Annotated in this window: 12 protein-coding genes; 9 read left to right on the top strand and 3 right to left on the bottom strand. The window is 69.8% G+C overall.

Annotation, left to right across the window (positions count from 1 at the left end; genetic code table 11):
- Positions 1-26 precede the first annotated feature (26 nt).
- The 9 genes from rfbA (at position 27) to FS769_RS02355 (ending at position 10,883) form a co-directional block, all read left to right on the top strand.
- On the top strand, positions 27-896 hold the full coding sequence (rfbA, locus tag FS769_RS02395; RefSeq protein WP_144828884.1) for a glucose-1-phosphate thymidylyltransferase RfbA: 870 nt from the start codon (positions 27-29) through the stop codon (positions 894-896).
- On the top strand, positions 896-1,894 hold the full coding sequence (gene rfbB / locus FS769_RS02390; protein ID WP_144828881.1) for a dTDP-glucose 4,6-dehydratase: 999 nt from the start codon (positions 896-898) through the stop codon (positions 1,892-1,894). The genes rfbA and rfbB overlap by 1 nt, the downstream gene beginning before the upstream one ends.
- A gap of 2 nt (positions 1,895-1,896) precedes the next feature.
- Complete coding sequence (locus tag FS769_RS02385; RefSeq protein WP_144831800.1) at positions 1,897-3,321, top strand: bifunctional dTDP-4-dehydrorhamnose 3,5-epimerase family protein/NAD(P)-dependent oxidoreductase; 1,425 nt, start codon at positions 1,897-1,899, stop codon at positions 3,319-3,321.
- Position 3,322: 1 nt separating this feature from the next.
- Positions 3,323-5,452, top strand: coding sequence for an acyltransferase family protein (locus tag FS769_RS02380; protein WP_144828879.1), 2,130 nt, complete (start codon positions 3,323-3,325; stop codon positions 5,450-5,452).
- A 56-nt stretch (positions 5,453-5,508) separates the two neighbouring features.
- On the top strand, positions 5,509-6,645 hold the full coding sequence (gene glf / locus FS769_RS02375; RefSeq protein ID WP_144828877.1) for a UDP-galactopyranose mutase: 1,137 nt from the start codon (positions 5,509-5,511) through the stop codon (positions 6,643-6,645).
- A 137-nt stretch (positions 6,646-6,782) separates the two neighbouring features.
- The gene (locus FS769_RS02370) at positions 6,783-7,304 is read left to right on the top strand and encodes an SGNH/GDSL hydrolase family protein (protein ID WP_186325394.1); all 522 of its coding nucleotides are present in this window, start codon (positions 6,783-6,785) and stop codon (positions 7,302-7,304) included.
- The gene (locus tag FS769_RS02365) at positions 7,301-9,325 is read left to right on the top strand and encodes an acyltransferase family protein (RefSeq protein WP_144828873.1); all 2,025 of its coding nucleotides are present in this window, start codon (positions 7,301-7,303) and stop codon (positions 9,323-9,325) included. Before FS769_RS02370 ends, FS769_RS02365 begins: the two co-directional genes overlap by 4 nt.
- A gap of 26 nt (positions 9,326-9,351) precedes the next feature.
- Positions 9,352-10,143, top strand: a complete 792-nt coding sequence (locus FS769_RS02360) for an ABC transporter permease (protein ID WP_144828871.1) — start codon at positions 9,352-9,354, stop codon at positions 10,141-10,143.
- Positions 10,143-10,883 carry an ABC transporter ATP-binding protein gene (locus FS769_RS02355; protein WP_144828869.1) on the top strand — a complete coding sequence of 247 codons (741 nt, stop codon included), beginning with the start codon at positions 10,143-10,145 and terminating at the stop codon, positions 10,881-10,883. Before FS769_RS02360 ends, FS769_RS02355 begins: the two co-directional genes overlap by 1 nt.
- Here the strand turns inward: FS769_RS02355 and FS769_RS02350 are convergent.
- From FS769_RS02350 to FS769_RS02340, 3 genes are read right to left on the bottom strand one after another with little or no spacing between them, the layout of a single operon-like run.
- Entirely contained in the window at positions 10,868-11,881 is a 1,014-nt protein-coding gene (locus FS769_RS02350) for a glycosyltransferase family 2 protein (protein ID WP_260979672.1), read from the bottom strand. The two genes, FS769_RS02355 and FS769_RS02350, sit on opposite strands and share 16 nt — an antisense overlap.
- Entirely contained in the window at positions 11,878-13,191 is a 1,314-nt protein-coding gene (locus FS769_RS02345; protein ID WP_260979671.1) for an O-antigen ligase, read from the bottom strand. Before FS769_RS02345 ends, FS769_RS02350 begins: the two co-directional genes overlap by 4 nt.
- Positions 13,188-14,588: an O-antigen ligase gene (locus FS769_RS02340; protein WP_144828867.1), complete on the bottom strand. Its 1,401-nt coding sequence runs from the start codon at positions 14,586-14,588 to the stop codon at positions 13,188-13,190. Before FS769_RS02340 ends, FS769_RS02345 begins: the two co-directional genes overlap by 4 nt.
- Positions 14,589-14,609 lie beyond the last annotated feature (21 nt).

The following is a 14,609-nucleotide window of genomic DNA, read 5'->3' as shown; positions in this document are numbered from 1 at the left end:
TGCGACCGCTGTGGCACGATTGACGCGTGAAGGGCATCATTCTCGCCGGGGGTTCCGGCACGCGTCTGCATCCGATCACTTTGGGCGTGTCGAAGCAGTTGATCCCGGTGTACGACAAGCCGATGGTCTACTACCCGTTGTCGACGTTGATGCTCGCCGGCATCCGCGAGATTCTGGTGATCACGACCCCGCATGATGCGCCGTTCTTCGAGCGGTTGCTGGGGGATGGGTCGCAGTTCGGGGTGAACCTGCAGTTCGCTCAGCAGCCGTCGCCCGATGGGTTGGCGCAGGCGTTCACGATCGGTGCCGATTTCATCGGCGATGACAAGGTCGCCCTCGTCCTGGGCGACAACCTGCTTTACGGTCCCGGTCTGGGTACGCAGCTCAAGCGCTACGCCGACGTCGACGGTGGCGCGGTGTTCGCGTACTGGGTGGCGGAGCCTTCGGCGTACGGGGTGGTCGAGTTCGACGACGACGGCAAGGCGGTTTCTCTGGAGGAGAAGCCCGCGTCCCCGAAGTCGAATTACGCCGTCCCGGGGTTGTATTTCTACGACAACGACGTGATTGACATCGCCCGCAACCTCGCTCCTTCTCCTCGGGGGGAGTACGAGATCACCGACATCAACGCCGAGTACCTGCGTCGCGGGAAGCTGCAGGTGGAGGTCCTCCCGCGGGGGACGGCGTGGTTGGACACGGGCACGTTCGATCAGATGACGGATGCCGCGGATTATGTCCGCACGATGGAGCGGCGTACGGGCCTTCGGATCGGGGTGCCCGAGGAGGTCGCGTGGCGGCAGGGGTTCCTCACCGATGACGAGGTCGCCGAGCGTGCGCACAAGTTGGTGAAGTCCGGGTACGGGTCGTACCTGTTGGAGATTTTGGAAAGAGGCCGCTGATGGCGCACCTTCTCGTCACCGGCGGTGCCGGGTTCATCGGATCCAACTTCGTCCACCACGTCGTGGAATACACCGATCACACCGTGACGGTGTTGGACAAGCTCACCTACGCCGGCAACAAGGCTTCCCTCGCCGGTCTCCCGGAGGATCGGGTGCGTCTGGTGGTGGGCGACATCGCCGACCCGGGCGTCGTGGACCCCCTCGTCGCGGAGGCGGATGCGGTGGTGCACTACGCCGCGGAGTCGCACAACGACAACTCCCTGCACGATCCGCGTCCGTTCCTGGACACCAACATCATCGGCACCTACACGCTGCTGGAGGCTGCGCGCCGTCACGAGACGCGCTTCCACCACATCTCCACCGATGAGGTGTACGGCGACCTCGAACTCGATGACCCGGCCCGGTTCACCGAGAACACCCCCTACAACCCCTCCTCCCCGTACTCCTCCACCAAGGCGGGGTCGGATCTGTTGGTGCGGGCGTGGGTGCGTTCCTTCGGGGTGCAGGCCACCATCAGCAACTGCTCCAACAACTACGGCCCCTACCAGCACGTCGAGAAGTTCATCCCCCGCCAGATCACGAACGTGCTGCGCGGCATCCGCCCCAAGCTGTATGGGAAGGGCGAGAACGTGCGCGACTGGATCCACGCCGACGACCACTCCTCCGCCGTGCTCACCATCCTCGACAAAGGCCGCATCGGTGAGACCTACCTCATCGGTGCCGATGGGGAGAAAGACAACAAGAGCGTGGTGGAGATGATCCTGCAGATCACCGGGCACCCCGCTGACGCGTACGACCTGGTCACCGACCGTCCCGGTCACGACCTGCGTTACGCGATCGACTCCACCAAACTCCGCACTGAGTTGGGTTGGACCCCCACCTACGGTGATTTCGCGTCGGGTCTTGCCGCGACCATCGACTGGTACCGCGAGAACGAGGCGTGGTGGGCGCCCGCCAAAGACGGCGTCGAAGCGTTCTACGCCAGCAAGGGACAGTGACAGTGGCGACCGCGTTCGGTAAGGCCCTCACCGTCACCCAGACCCCCATTCCGGGGTTGATCGTGCTGGATCTGCCGGTGCACGGCGATTCCCGCGGCTGGTTCAAAGAGAACTGGCAACGCGAGAAGATGACCGCCGACACCATCGGGCTGCCCGATTTCGCTCCGGTGCAGAACAACATCTCCTTCAACGACGCCGTCGGCACCACCCGCGGCATCCACGCCGAACCCTGGGACAAATACGTCTCCGTCGCCACCGGCCGCATCTTCGGCGCCTGGGTCGACCTGCGCGAAGGCGACACCTTCGGCGCGGTGTTCACCACCGAACTCGATGCCTCGAAGGCGATCTTCGTGCCCCGCGGCGTCGGCAACTCCTATCAGACCCTCGAGCCGGACACCGCGTACACCTACCTCGTCAACGACCACTGGTCACCCGAGGCGACCTACACCTTCCTCAACCTCGCCGACGACACCGCCGCCATCGACTGGCCCATCCCCCTCGATGAGGTCGAGATCAGCGCGAAAGACAAGAACCACCCCCGTCTGGGGGAGGTGGTGCCGATGCCGACGAAGAAGACCCTCATCACCGGCGCCAGCGGTCAGCTCGGCCGGGCCCTGCGGGCGGAGTTCGGCGAGCACCCCTGGATCGAATACGCCACCCGAGAAGACCTCGACCTCACCTCACCCGAGCTGGGCACCGCACGCCGCTGGCGCGAATACGACACCATCATCAACGCCGCCGCGCACACCAAAGTCGACGCCGCCGAAACCCCCGACGGCCGCGAAGACGCCTGGGCTGCCAACGTCACCGCCGTCGCCGCCCTCGCCCGCATCGCCACCACCCACGGCCTCACCCTCGTCCACATCTCCAGCGACTACGTCTTCGACGGCACCAAAACCGGCCCCTACACAGAGACCGACCCGGTACGCCCCCTCGGCGTCTACGGACAGACCAAAGCCGCCGGCGACGCCCTCGCCGCGACCGTCCCGCGCCACTACATCCTCCGCACCAGCTGGGTCATCGGCGACGGCAACAACTTCGTGCGCACCATGGCCTCCCTCGCCGCCCGCGGCATCGACCCCCGCGTCGTCGACGACCAGATCGGGCGCCTCACCTTCACCGACGACCTCGCCCGCGGCATCCGCCACCTCCTGCACACCCACGCCCCCCACGGCACCTACAACCTCACCGGCGCCGGCGAACCCCGCTCCTGGGCACAGATCGCCGCACAGGTCTTCGCCCTCACCGGCCACGACCCCGCCCGCGTCACCGGCGTCAGCACCGACGACTACTACGCCACCGCCACCGGACCCATCGCCCCCCGCCCCCGCAACAGCATCCTCGATACCACCACCCTCGAAAACACCGGCTACACCCCCGCACCCGCAGACACCTCCCTCGAGACCTACGTGAGCGGGTTGTCCTGAGATGAGCGGCGGTCCGACCCCCGCGGTCACGCCGCAACAGACGCCCACGCGGCGCAGTCGAGGCAGATCCTCGTTCCGCCCCGACATCCAGGCGTTGCGCGCGCTCGCGATCGGGTTGGTCGTCGTCAATCACCTGCGGCCGCACGGGCTGACCGGGGGATACGTCGGCGTCGACGTCTTCTTCGTCATCTCCGGCTTCCTCATCACGAGCCACCTCGTCGACCAGCTGACGAAGACGGGGCGCATCGCTCTGGGGCAGTTCTACGCCCGGCGCATCCGCCGCCTCCTCCCGGCGGCCCTGCTCGTGCTCGCCGCCACCGCCGCGCTCGTGGCCGTGTTCCTGCCGTACCCGCGGTGGCAGCGCAACGCGATCGAGATCCTCGCGAGTGCGGGGTACGTCGAGAACTGGGCCCTGGCGGGCTTCTCGGTGAACTACTCCGCGCTGAACGACTCCGCCAGCGCCGTGCAGCACTACTGGTCGCTGTCGGTCGAGGAGCAGTTCTACCTGCTCTGGCCGCTGGTTCTGCTGGGAGCCGCTGCGCTGACGGCTCGCTTCGCCGCGACCACGCTGCGGCGGGCGGTGATCGTCGCGGTGGTCGCCGTCGGCGTCCTCTCGCTCGGCGCGAGCGTCTGGTTCACGATGGTCATGCCCAGTCAGGCGTACTTCGTCACCTTCACGCGGGCGTGGGAGTTCGCGGCCGGAGCGGTGGTGGCCCTCACCGCCCACCGGCTGACACTCGGTCGCCGCACGCGCGGGGCGATCGTGGCGGTCGGGGCGATCGCCGTGGCCGTGTCGGCGGTCGTCTACAACGAGACGACCCCCTTCCCGGGGATCGCCGCCGTCGTCCCGGTCGTGGGCACCGCGCTCATCATCGCCGCCGGAGGGCGCGACCGCGCGTGGCACTCGATCGTGTCGGGCTCGCGTCCCGTGCAGTGGCTCGGCGGGATCTCGTACTCGCTCTACCTGTGGCACTGGCCGCTCATCGTGATCGCCCCGTTCGCCCTGTCGATGCCGCGCACGTGGATCGTCGACCTGGGGATCCTCGCCGTCGCGCTCGTGCTGAGTTGGGCGACGAAGGCGCTCGTCGAGGACCCGGGGCAGAAGTGGCGCTTCTGGGCGCAGAGCGTGCGGCGCAGCATGCTGCTCATGGTGACGGGGATCGTCGTCGTCGCGCTGGCGGCGGGTGGACTGCTCGTCGGGTACACCGTCTCGGCGGCGCGCGACTCGCCCGAGGCCGAGATCGAGGTCGGAACCTGCACCGGTCCCGCAGCGCTCGCGACCGCCGGATGCGATCCGTTCGCGGCGCCCGAAGACACGACCATGACCGCGGCGAACGAGTACTTCTACACCCCGGCCGAGTGCGGCGAGCTGCTGCCCAAGCTCAGCTACGACGGACTGCTCACCACCCGCGAGTGCGACTTCACCCCGTCGGGTGAGGCGACGGAGGACGTGTGGCTCGTCGGCGACTCGCACGCGCAGCAGTGGCAGGGGGCGATCTTCGACCTCGCCCGCGAGCGCGGCTGGGACGTGACGATCAGCTTCTACGGCGGATGCCCCGTCGCCGACGTCGATTTCGTCGGATTCCGCGGGCCCTGGGCGCCTCAGGACGCGCAGCGCTGCCGCGACTGGTCGCGCGGCGTGTCCGACGCGATCGTCGCGGAGCGCCCGGCGCGCGTGTTCACCTCGATGGCGGCCCGCGCCGACACGCTCGACGACGGGTCCGGCCGGTCGGTCGAGGAGCAGTTCACCGAGGGGCTCAGCGCGGACTGGTCGGCCTGGCGCGCGGCGGGCTCCGACGTCGAGGTGCTCGCGGACCCGCCGTTGAACGGGGCCGTGCGGGATCCGGACTGCCTCGCGATCAACGGATCCGACCCCGCCGCCTGCGCGGTGCCGCGCGCGCAGGCCCAGCCCACCGATCCGCTCGTCGTCGCGGCGAACGCGATGGGCGTCGACCAGGTGGGGCTGATCGACCTCACCGACCGCTTCTGCACCGACACCCAGTGCCTCGCCAGCGTGGGCGGGGTGCCGGTGTACTACGACGCCGACCACCTCAACCTCGTCTACGTGCGTCTGCTGGCCGCCGACATCGCCCGGGCGATCGACGACGGGTCTCCGACGCCCCCCGGGTAGAATCCTCATGCCGCTCCCGCGGCCCCACCGCCACGTCTTCGGAGCTCATTCTTCTCATGGATCTACTCATCGTCGGCTCCGGCTTCTACGGCCTGACCATCGCCGAGCGCGCCGCCGCCGCGGGCCGCAAGGTGACCGTCATCGACCGTCGCCACCACATCGGCGGCAACGCCTACTCGGCGGACGAGCCCGAGACGGGCATCGAGGTGCACCAGTACGGCGCCCACCTGTTCCACACGTCGAACCCGACGGTGTGGGAGTACGTCAACCGCTTCACCGACTTCACCAGCTACGTGCACCGCGTGTACACGACGCACAAGGGCGTGGTCTTCCCGCTGCCGATCAACCTCGGCACGATCAACCAGTTCTTCCAGGCCGCGTACACGCCCGACCAGGCACGCACCGTCGTGCATGAACTCGCGGGTGAATTCGACGCGAAGGACGCCGCGAACCTCGAGGAGAAGGGCATCGCCCTCATCGGCCGCCCCCTGTACGAGGCGTTCATCCGCGACTACACCGCGAAGCAGTGGCAGACCGACCCGAAAGACCTGCCCGCCGAGGTCATCTCGCGCCTGCCCGTGCGCTACACGTACGACAACCGCTACTTCAACGACACGTGGGAGGGTCTGCCCGTCGACGGGTACACCGCGTGGATCGAGCGCATGGCCGATCACCCGAACATCGAGGTCAAGCTGTCGACCGACTACTTCGACGAGTCGCAGCCGCTGAACAAGAAGGCGACCGTGGGTCAGGTGCCGATCGTCTACACCGGACCCGTCGACCGCTACTTCGACTACGCCGAGGGCGAGCTGTCGTGGCGCACGCTCGACTTCGAGCAGGAGGTGCTGCCGATCGGCGACTTCCAGGGCACGAGCGTGATGAATTACGCGGATGCCGATGTGCCCTACACGCGCATCCACGAGTTCAAGCACTTCCACCCCGAGCGCGCCGACCGGTACCCGACCGACAAGACGGTCGTGGTGCGCGAGTACTCGCGCTTCGCCACGCGCGAAGACGAGCCGTACTACCCGGTCAACACGGCCGACGACCGCAGCGGCCTGTTGGCCTATCGCGAGCTGGCCAAGGGCGAGAGCGACGTGTACTTCGGCGGCCGTCTCGGCACGTACCAGTACCTCGACATGCACATGGCGATCGGTTCGGCCCTGTCGATGTGGAACAACCAGCTGGCGTGAGGAGGGTTCTCGCGTCCGTCGGACTGCTGCTGATGGCAGCGGTCACGGCCGGCTGCGCCGCGACGGCGGGTCCGACGGCATCTGCAACCGCGGAATCGGGGGCCTCGGTGTCGCCCGCTCCTCGCAGCGTCTTCGTGGTGGGGGACTCGAACTCGACGGGTTTCCGCGGCACGTTCGCCATCGGGCGGCAGTCCGGCGACGCCTGGGCCTCCCGGTTGCCGGCGGGCGCGTTCGCCCCGGTCGAGGGGTGGGCCGTCGACGGGGCGACCACGGGCGCGATGCGCACGGGCGTCGAGGCGCTCGACCCGCACGTCGACCAGCTCATCGTCATGGCGGGCACCAACGACCTCGCCACCGGGGTCGCGACCGACACCGTGCGCGAGAACCTCGCGGCCATCGCCGCGCACGTGGACGCACCCGAGGTGCTGGTGCTGGCCATCGCCCCCTTCGACGCCCTCGCCACCGAAGCGACCGCGCTGAACGCCGAGCTGCGCGCCGAGGCGACCGCTCGCGGCTGGGACTTCTTCGACCCCTGGACGGGTTCGCGCACGGCCGAGGGCACCTGGGTGCCCGCGTCGACGGTCGACGGCGTGCACGCCACCCGTGAGGGCTACGCCGCGGCGGGCGACGCCGTCGCCGCGCATCTGGGTGCCCCGTGACCACGCCCTCCGTCGACACGACCTCCCGCCGCACCGAGCGTGCGCGCCCGACGGTGGACGGTCGACGCGCCGACCTCGACGGCCTGCGGGCCTTCGCGATCCTGCTCGTGGTCGTGTACCACGTCTGGCTCGGCCGGGTCTCGGGCGGGGTCGACGTCTTCCTGCTGCTGTCGGCGTACTTCTTGACCGGGTCGTTCCTGCGGCGGGCCGACACCCTGTCGCTCGCGACGCTGCCCACCTTCTGGGCGCGGCGCTTCGCCCAACTGCTTCCCGCGGCCGCGCTGACGATCGCCGCCGTGCTCTCTTTCGCCGCCCTCGCCCTGCCCAGCTCGCAATGGCGAGCCGTCTGGGAGCAGGCGTGGGCGTCGTTGACGTACTGGCAGAACTGGGCGCTCACCGAGGCGGCCGTCGACTACTACGCGCGCACCGAGACCTTCCCGAGCATGCTCCAGCACTTCTGGTCGCTGTCGGTGCAGGGTCAGGTCTTCGTGCTGTGGCCCCTGCTGCTGGTCGCGGGTGCGGTGCTCGCCCGCAGGATGCAATGGTCCGTCCGCCGCGTCCTCGCGATCCTCTTCGGCGCCGTGTTCGCGGTCTCGTTCGCCTACTCCGTCGTCGTGACGACGGTGGCGCAGCAGGCCGCCTACTTCGACACCTGGGCCCGACTGTGGGAGTTCGCCCTCGGCTCGCTCGCCGCGCTGATCGTGCCGCGACTTCACGTCGGTCGCGTGCTCGGCCTGGTGCTGGGGTGGGTCGGCGTCGTCGCCCTGGTCACCTGCGGACTCGTGCTCGACGTGGGCGCGGGCTTCCCCGGCGTGGCGGCGCTGTGGCCCACCCTCGCCGCCGTCGCCCTCATCGTCGCGGGTCGCGCCGAGCGTCCGGCCGGGGCGTCCGCGCTGCTCGCCTCGCGCCCCGTCACGGCGGTGGGCGGCATCGCCTACGCCCTCTACCTCGTGCACTGGCCGATCCTCGTCGCCACGATGGTGCTCGTCGACTCCACGCGCGTGTCGATCGCGGAGGGGCTGGTCGTGATCGCGCTGTCGCTCGTCGCCGCATGGCTGCTCACGCGCGGCGTCCGCGCGGTCGCGCGCGGCATCGGCACCTCCACGCCTCGCGACGCACGGCTCGTCGTGGTCTCGCTGCTCGTGGTCGCCCTTCCACTGGCGTCGTGGCAGGCGGCATCCGCTGTGCAGGCCGCCGGCGTCAGCCCCCAGGCCAACCCGGGCGCACAGGTGCTGATGCCCTGGACCGACGCCCGGGCCGACGACGACGCCCCCCTCGCGCCGTTGGGCACGCAGCTCGAACACGAGTGGATCGCCCTCGACGGCCCGTGCGACGACGCGTTCGCGCCGGACGACGATCGTCTCGACGGGTCGTGCGTGCAGACGGTCGTCGACCCGGCGGCCCCGACCTTCATCGCGGTGGGCGACTCGCACGCGCAGCAGTGGTTGGGCGCCCTTTTGCCGGTGCTGCAGGACGACGGCTGGAACGTCGTCGCCCTGCTCAAGGGCGGGTGCTCGCTCGCCCCCGACGAGGACGCCGACGACGAGTGCCGCGAGTGGCGCACCGCAGCCGCGGCGTACACGGTGGCCCTCCCCGCGGCCGTCGCGATGTTCATCGGCACCAAGGCCGTGCCCGAGTCCGATCAGGAGCGCGTCCCGGCGGGGCTGGGTCGCGTGATCGACGGGGTCGTCGCCTCGGGCACCGAGGTGCTGCTCATGCGCGACAACCCGCGGTTCCACGAAGACATGTACACCTGCCTGGAGCAGACCCCCGACGAGTGCGGCCGCGACCTCGCGACGGTTCAGGCACCCGCGAACCCCGCCATCGCGCTCGCGGACGATCCGCACGTCTCACTGCTCGATCTCACCGAGTACCTCTGCCCCGAGGGGCGCTGCCGGGCCGCGATCGGCAACGTGGCGGTCTACCTCGACGACAACCACCTCACCGGCACATACGCCCGCAGTCTCGCCCCCGCCGTCCGCGCGGCTCTCGCCGAGATCCCGGGCATCCCGATCGGCTGAGGGAGCGCTCGCGTAGAATCGTGCGGATGACCCCCGCCGCCGTCGGCGCCCCCGGATCGGTGCGGCGCTCCCTCCACTCGCTGTGGTTGCTGTCGGCGCGCGATCTGCGCGTGCGCTATTCCACGAGTGCGCTGGGGTACCTCTGGTCGGTGCTCGATCCGCTCGTGATGAGCGCGATCTACTGGTTCGTCTTCACCCAGGTGTTCCACCGCACCGTGGGGGAGGAGCCCTACATCGTGTTCCTCATCACGGCGCTGCTGCCGTGGGTGTGGTTCAACTCCGCGGTGAGCGACTTCACGAAGGCGTTCAAGAAGGACGCCCGGCTCGTGCGCTCGACCTCGATCCCGCGCTGGATCTGGGTCGACAGGATCGTCGTGAGCAAGGGCGTCGAGTTCTTCTTCTCGCTCCCGGTGCTCGTGCTGTTCGCGGTGTTCGGCGGCGCGCAGGTGTCGTGGGCCCTGCTGGCTTTCCCCCTCGCCGTGGTGCTGCAGACCGCGCTGCTGGTGGGGCTCGGTCTGATCATCGCGCCGCTGTGCGTGATGTTCGGCGATCTCGAGCGCACCACGCGCCTCGTGCTGCGGGCGCTGTTCTACGCCTCGCCGATCATCTACGGCGTGCACAACCTGCCCGGGGTCTTCGCCGACATCGCGGCGTTCAACCCGCTGTCGGGCATCTTCACCCTGTACCGCGTCGGGTTCTTCCCCGACCAGTGGGACACGCTGACCGTCGTCGTGGGCGCGGCCGTGAGCCTCGGCATCCTGGGTCTCGGTCTTCTCGTCTTCCCCCGGCTCGAGCGTCCCGTGCTGAAGGAGCTGTGATGTCCGGTCCCGCGATAGAGGTGGACGGCCTCGGCGTGCGCTTCCGGCGCAACCGCCGCGGGGGCCGCTCGTTCAAAGACCTGTTCGGTGGCGCCGAGCGACGCTCGCGCCCCGACGAGTTCTGGGCCCTGCGCGACGTGTCGTTCCGCGTCGAGCCGGGGGAGTCGATCGGCGTGGTCGGGCGCAACGGCCAGGGCAAGTCGACGCTGCTCAAGCTCGTCGCCGGGGTGCTGCTGCCCGACGAGGGGCAGGTGACGGTCGAGGGGGGAGTGGCCCCGCTCATCGAGATCACCGGCGGTTTCGTCGGCGACCTCACGGTGCGCGAGAACGTGCGCCTGACGGCGGGACTGCACGGGATGCCGCGTGCCGAGGTGTCGCGCCGCTTCGACGACATGATCGGCTTCGCCGAGATCGGCGACTTCGTCGACACCCCCTACAAGCACCTGTCGAACGGCATGAAGGTGCGCCTGGCGTTCTCCGTGGTGTCGCAGCTGGACGAGCCGATCCTGCTCGTCGACGAGGTGCTCGCCGTCGGCGACCGCGCGTTCCGCGAGAAGTGCTATCGACGCATCGACGAGCTGCTCGCCGCGGGGCGCACGCTGTTCTTCGTCAGCCACAACGAACGCGACCTGCGCCGCTTCTGCACGCGCGGGCTGTACCTCGACAAGGGCGCCCTCGTGCTCGACGCCCCGATCGCCGAGGTGCTCGAGCGCTACAACGTCGACTACGCGACGGGCTGAGGCGCGAGCGGCGGCATGGGCTTCCACGACGCGTCGCGCGAGATGCGGCGTCCGTCGCGGAGTCCACGGAACAGGTGGCTCGTGCCCTTGGCCTTTCGCTCCACCACGACCAGGCGGATGAGCTCCTTGACGAAGGTCAGCGCCGTGCCCGCGGCGAAGGGCAGCGGCCGGTAGACGCCGAGCTCGCGGTAGTACTTCTGCAGGTACGCGCGGTTGCGCATGATGTAGTACCGGTACGCGTCGCTCGAGGCGTTCATGTGGCGGATGCCCATGTCCCACTGCTTGATCTCGCGCGTGCGCCGCAGCACGAATTCGTTCACGATGACCGACGGGGTCTGCCGCGAGGCGAGCCAGCCGTAGAGCTGGTCGTCCCAGTAGATGAAGAAGCGGGGGTCGGGCAGGCCGATCCGCGCGACGATGTCGCGGTGGATGAACATGCCCTCGAAGCATCCGGAGTTCATCGGCTTGTACCCCGACGAGTCGAAGCCGGCGGGCGCGAAGGGGATGGGGATCGCCATCGACTCGGCCACGCGGTACTGCCAGTAGAACTCGCTGCCGTCGTAGTCGTAGCGGCGCCCCTGGATGCTGCGGAACCGCGGAGCCCAGTGCCCCATGCGCGCGAGGCCGTCGGAGACCACCTCGACGTCGTCGTCCATCAGCCAGATCCACTCGGAGCCGAGCTCAAAGGCGACGCGCATGCCCTCGCTGAAGCCGCCGGAACCGCCCGTGTTGGTCTCGAGGCGGCGGTACACCAGCGTCGTGGGGAGCCGGTCGCGGTACGACTCGACCACCGCGGTGGTGTCGTCGGTGGACGCGTTGTCGATCACGACGAGGTGCCCGGGCGCGGGATCCATCCGCTCGATGCTGTCGAGCAGGCGGGTCAGCAGGTGCGTGCGGTTGTAGGTGACGACGACGATGGTCGCCGACGACGGGTCGAATGCGGAATCCGCAGGGATCGGGGTGGCGTCGGCGTGCGCGGTCATAGCACGCACGATCATAACCGGCCCTCCTCGGAGCCTCCCGTCGGTGAGGACGCCATGCGCTGTTCGAGGCGTTCGCGCCACGACCGCGACTGGCCCGCGCGCACCGCGCACAGCGCCAGCAGCAGCCAGCCGGCGCCGGTGAGGGTGAAGCTCTCGAACATCGACACCGTCAGCAGGGCGACCAGCGTCAGCGGCGCCCACGCGTGCACGACCGAGCGGCGATCGCTCGCGACGAGCCACCCGCGCGCGAGCCCGAGCCCGCCGAGGGCGACGAACAGCAGCAGGCCCACCGCGCCGAGCTGCAGGAGCACGTCGAGGTAGGCGTTCAGCGCGGAGGCGTGCGTCTCGCCGAGACCGAGGGGGACCAGGGCGAAGGGCACGACGTCGTTCACCCATTCGCCGAACCAGCCGAAGCCCTGCACGGGGCGCATCTCGCTCAGGTGCACCAGCCGCGCCCACAGGTCGGTGCGCAGCGTCAGATCGGCTCCGGCGCCGAGGGTGTCGACGAGAGGGGCGCGAAAGGCCCACGCGCCCGCGATCCCCACCACGACGACGGAGCCGAGCGCGGCCTGCGCTCGTCCCCTCCATGCGGCGGGCACGCGTCGCATCGTCCACAGGGCGAGGGCGGCGACCCCCGTCGCGGCGGCGACGACGATCACGGTGGGCGAGCCGCTCAGCGCCGCGAGGGTACCCGCGAGCACGACCGAGGCGATCGCCGTGGCCACGCTCACCGACTGGGTGCGGAACTCCACGAGGAAGGTGATGAGGGCGATCACCGTCACGAAGCCCAGCGCGTTGCGGGTGCCGAAGATCCCCTGCACCGGACCCAGCTCGGCGATGGCGCCCTGGATGCCGAGGAAGGGGATGGGCAGATCGAGCAGGATGCCACTGAGCACCTCGAGCGCGAGCGAGATGCCCAGCAGCCAGCGCAGCACGTCGCCGAGAGCCCGCACGGTCTGCAGGGCGTCGCGGACGTGGCCGAGGACGACCGCCAGGAACGCGAGCGCCGCGAAGGCCGACCAGCCGCCGAGGGACTGGGTCGCGCTCGGGCTCCAGAACACGCTCGCGCCGGCCCACGCGACCAGCAGGACGAGCGTCGTCGGGGCGAGACGAACGAGCTCGAGCTCGTCGCGACGGGCGTACAGCACGGCTGCTCCCACCGCGCACAGTCCGGCGACGATGGTGGCCCAGGTGACCTCTCCCGCGACCGCGACGATGGCGAAGCGGGCGAAGACGGCGGCGAACACCGCGAGGGCGAAGGCGCGGGCGAACGCGGGCGACGACAGCGGAGGAAGCGGGCGCCGCGCGTCCGGCGCGCCGGTCACGGTGCGGGTCTCGGCAGCTCGCCGCGCTCGATCGAGATGCTCTGCTCGCTCGGTCCCACCCCGACCAGCGGGGTCTGCTTGATCTTCGCACCGAACAGCACCACGAACATCCAGCCCCACAGCAGGAGCGGGCCGGACTCGGTCAGCCCCTGCACGACGAGCAGTGCACCGATCAGGGTGGGCAGCAGCGTCAACGGGGAGTGCGGACGGTCGTCGCGCAGGTCCCAGCGCGGGCGGTCGACGGCGAAGAACCACGACCGCCACACGTACGCGAGATAAACGAGGCCGAGCAGGGCGACACCGATCCCGCCGAGCTGCAGGAAGACGTCGAGCCACATGCTGTGCGCCTGCACGACGGTCTGGCCGTGGTCGACGATCCATCCGTCGAAGTGAGGCTCGGTGGCGATCCAGGGGGTGGAGAAGCCCCAGCCGACGAACGGATGCTGCGAGGCGCGGGCGATCACGTCGGCCCAGATCCCCTCGCGGCCGGTGAGGTCGGCTCCGCGGCCCATCACGCCGAAGAGGGCGTCGCGGCCGAACCACAGCACCGCCCCGCCGCCGAGCCCGACCGCGGCGTAGAGCAGGTACCAGCGCGTGCGCTCGCCGGGGCGTCGTGCGGTGCGCATGACCAGCACCGTGCCCAGCACGAGGGCGACGAAGGCCGCGGCGATGAAGGCGGTGGCCGATCCCGCCCGCACGAAGAGGAAGGCGGCGATCGCGATCCACACCCACAGCAGGGCGCGGCGCGGCGCGCCCGCGGCGATGCGCACGGCGAAGACGATGATGGCGACGAGCATCACGGCGGCCAACAGGTTCGCGTTTCCGAACACGCCCTGGATGCGACCGCCGTCGAAGAGGTTGTCGCGCGACCAGTAGACGATGGGGTCCATGCGCTCGGAGGGCACCACGAATCCGGGCAGGAGCGGTCCGCGCACGATGAGCGAGACGGCGACCTCGAACAGCAGCGAGAGACCGACGATCCACTTCGCCGCGGACGCGACAGCCCGCACGACGTCGCGCCACGTGAGCATGGCGCCGACGAAGAGCCCCTGGAACGTCGTGATGACCAGCAGGAGGAGCGTGAGGGCGGATGCCGCGGGCCAGGCGCTCCACGCGAGCGAGGCGATCGCCCACGCGACGTATCCGAACGCCAGCCAGGGCAGGCGCCGCACGGCGAAGGGCGGGCGCGTCACGAGCCAGACGACGGCCGAGACGACGGCCGAGGCCACGACCACCACCGCGGTGACGACCGGACCGACGGCGTTGACGAGCCCGACGCCGCCGAGCGCGAGCACGAGCACGAAGACGCACCAGGCGCGCAGCAGCAGGTGCCCCGTCGTCTCGCGCGGGGGCGCCGTCGGCAACGCCGACACCGGGTGATTCGTGTACATCGCCATGGTGATCTCAGGGTACCCGTC

Origin of the sequence: Microbacterium sp. BH-3-3-3 (genome assembly GCF_007679045.1) — a bacterium.
Lineage (GTDB): Bacteria > Actinomycetota > Actinomycetes > Actinomycetales > Microbacteriaceae > Microbacterium > Microbacterium algihabitans.
The sequence above is the reverse complement of the archived record's forward strand: the minus strand, read 5'-3'. Positions and strand labels throughout refer to the sequence as shown.

What these genes read in the sequence shown, in the direction of transcription:
- rfbB (WP_144828881.1), top strand. Translation starts at nt 896, where the DNA reads ATGGCGCACCTTCTCGTCACCGGCGGTGCCGGGTTCATCGGATCCAAC.
- FS769_RS02380 (WP_144828879.1), top strand. Translation starts at nt 3,323, where the DNA reads ATGAGCGGCGGTCCGACCCCCGCGGTCACGCCGCAACAGACGCCCACG.
- glf (WP_144828877.1), top strand. Translation starts at nt 5,509, where the DNA reads ATGGATCTACTCATCGTCGGCTCCGGCTTCTACGGCCTGACCATCGCC.
- FS769_RS02360 (WP_144828871.1), top strand. Translation starts at nt 9,352, where the DNA reads ATGACCCCCGCCGCCGTCGGCGCCCCCGGATCGGTGCGGCGCTCCCTC.
- FS769_RS02355 (WP_144828869.1), top strand. Translation starts at nt 10,143, where the DNA reads ATGTCCGGTCCCGCGATAGAGGTGGACGGCCTCGGCGTGCGCTTCCGG.
- FS769_RS02350 (WP_260979672.1), bottom strand. Translation starts at nt 11,881, where the DNA reads ATGATCGTGCGTGCTATGACCGCGCACGCCGACGCCACCCCGATCCCT.
- FS769_RS02340 (WP_144828867.1), bottom strand. Translation starts at nt 14,588, where the DNA reads ATGGCGATGTACACGAATCACCCGGTGTCGGCGTTGCCGACGGCGCCC.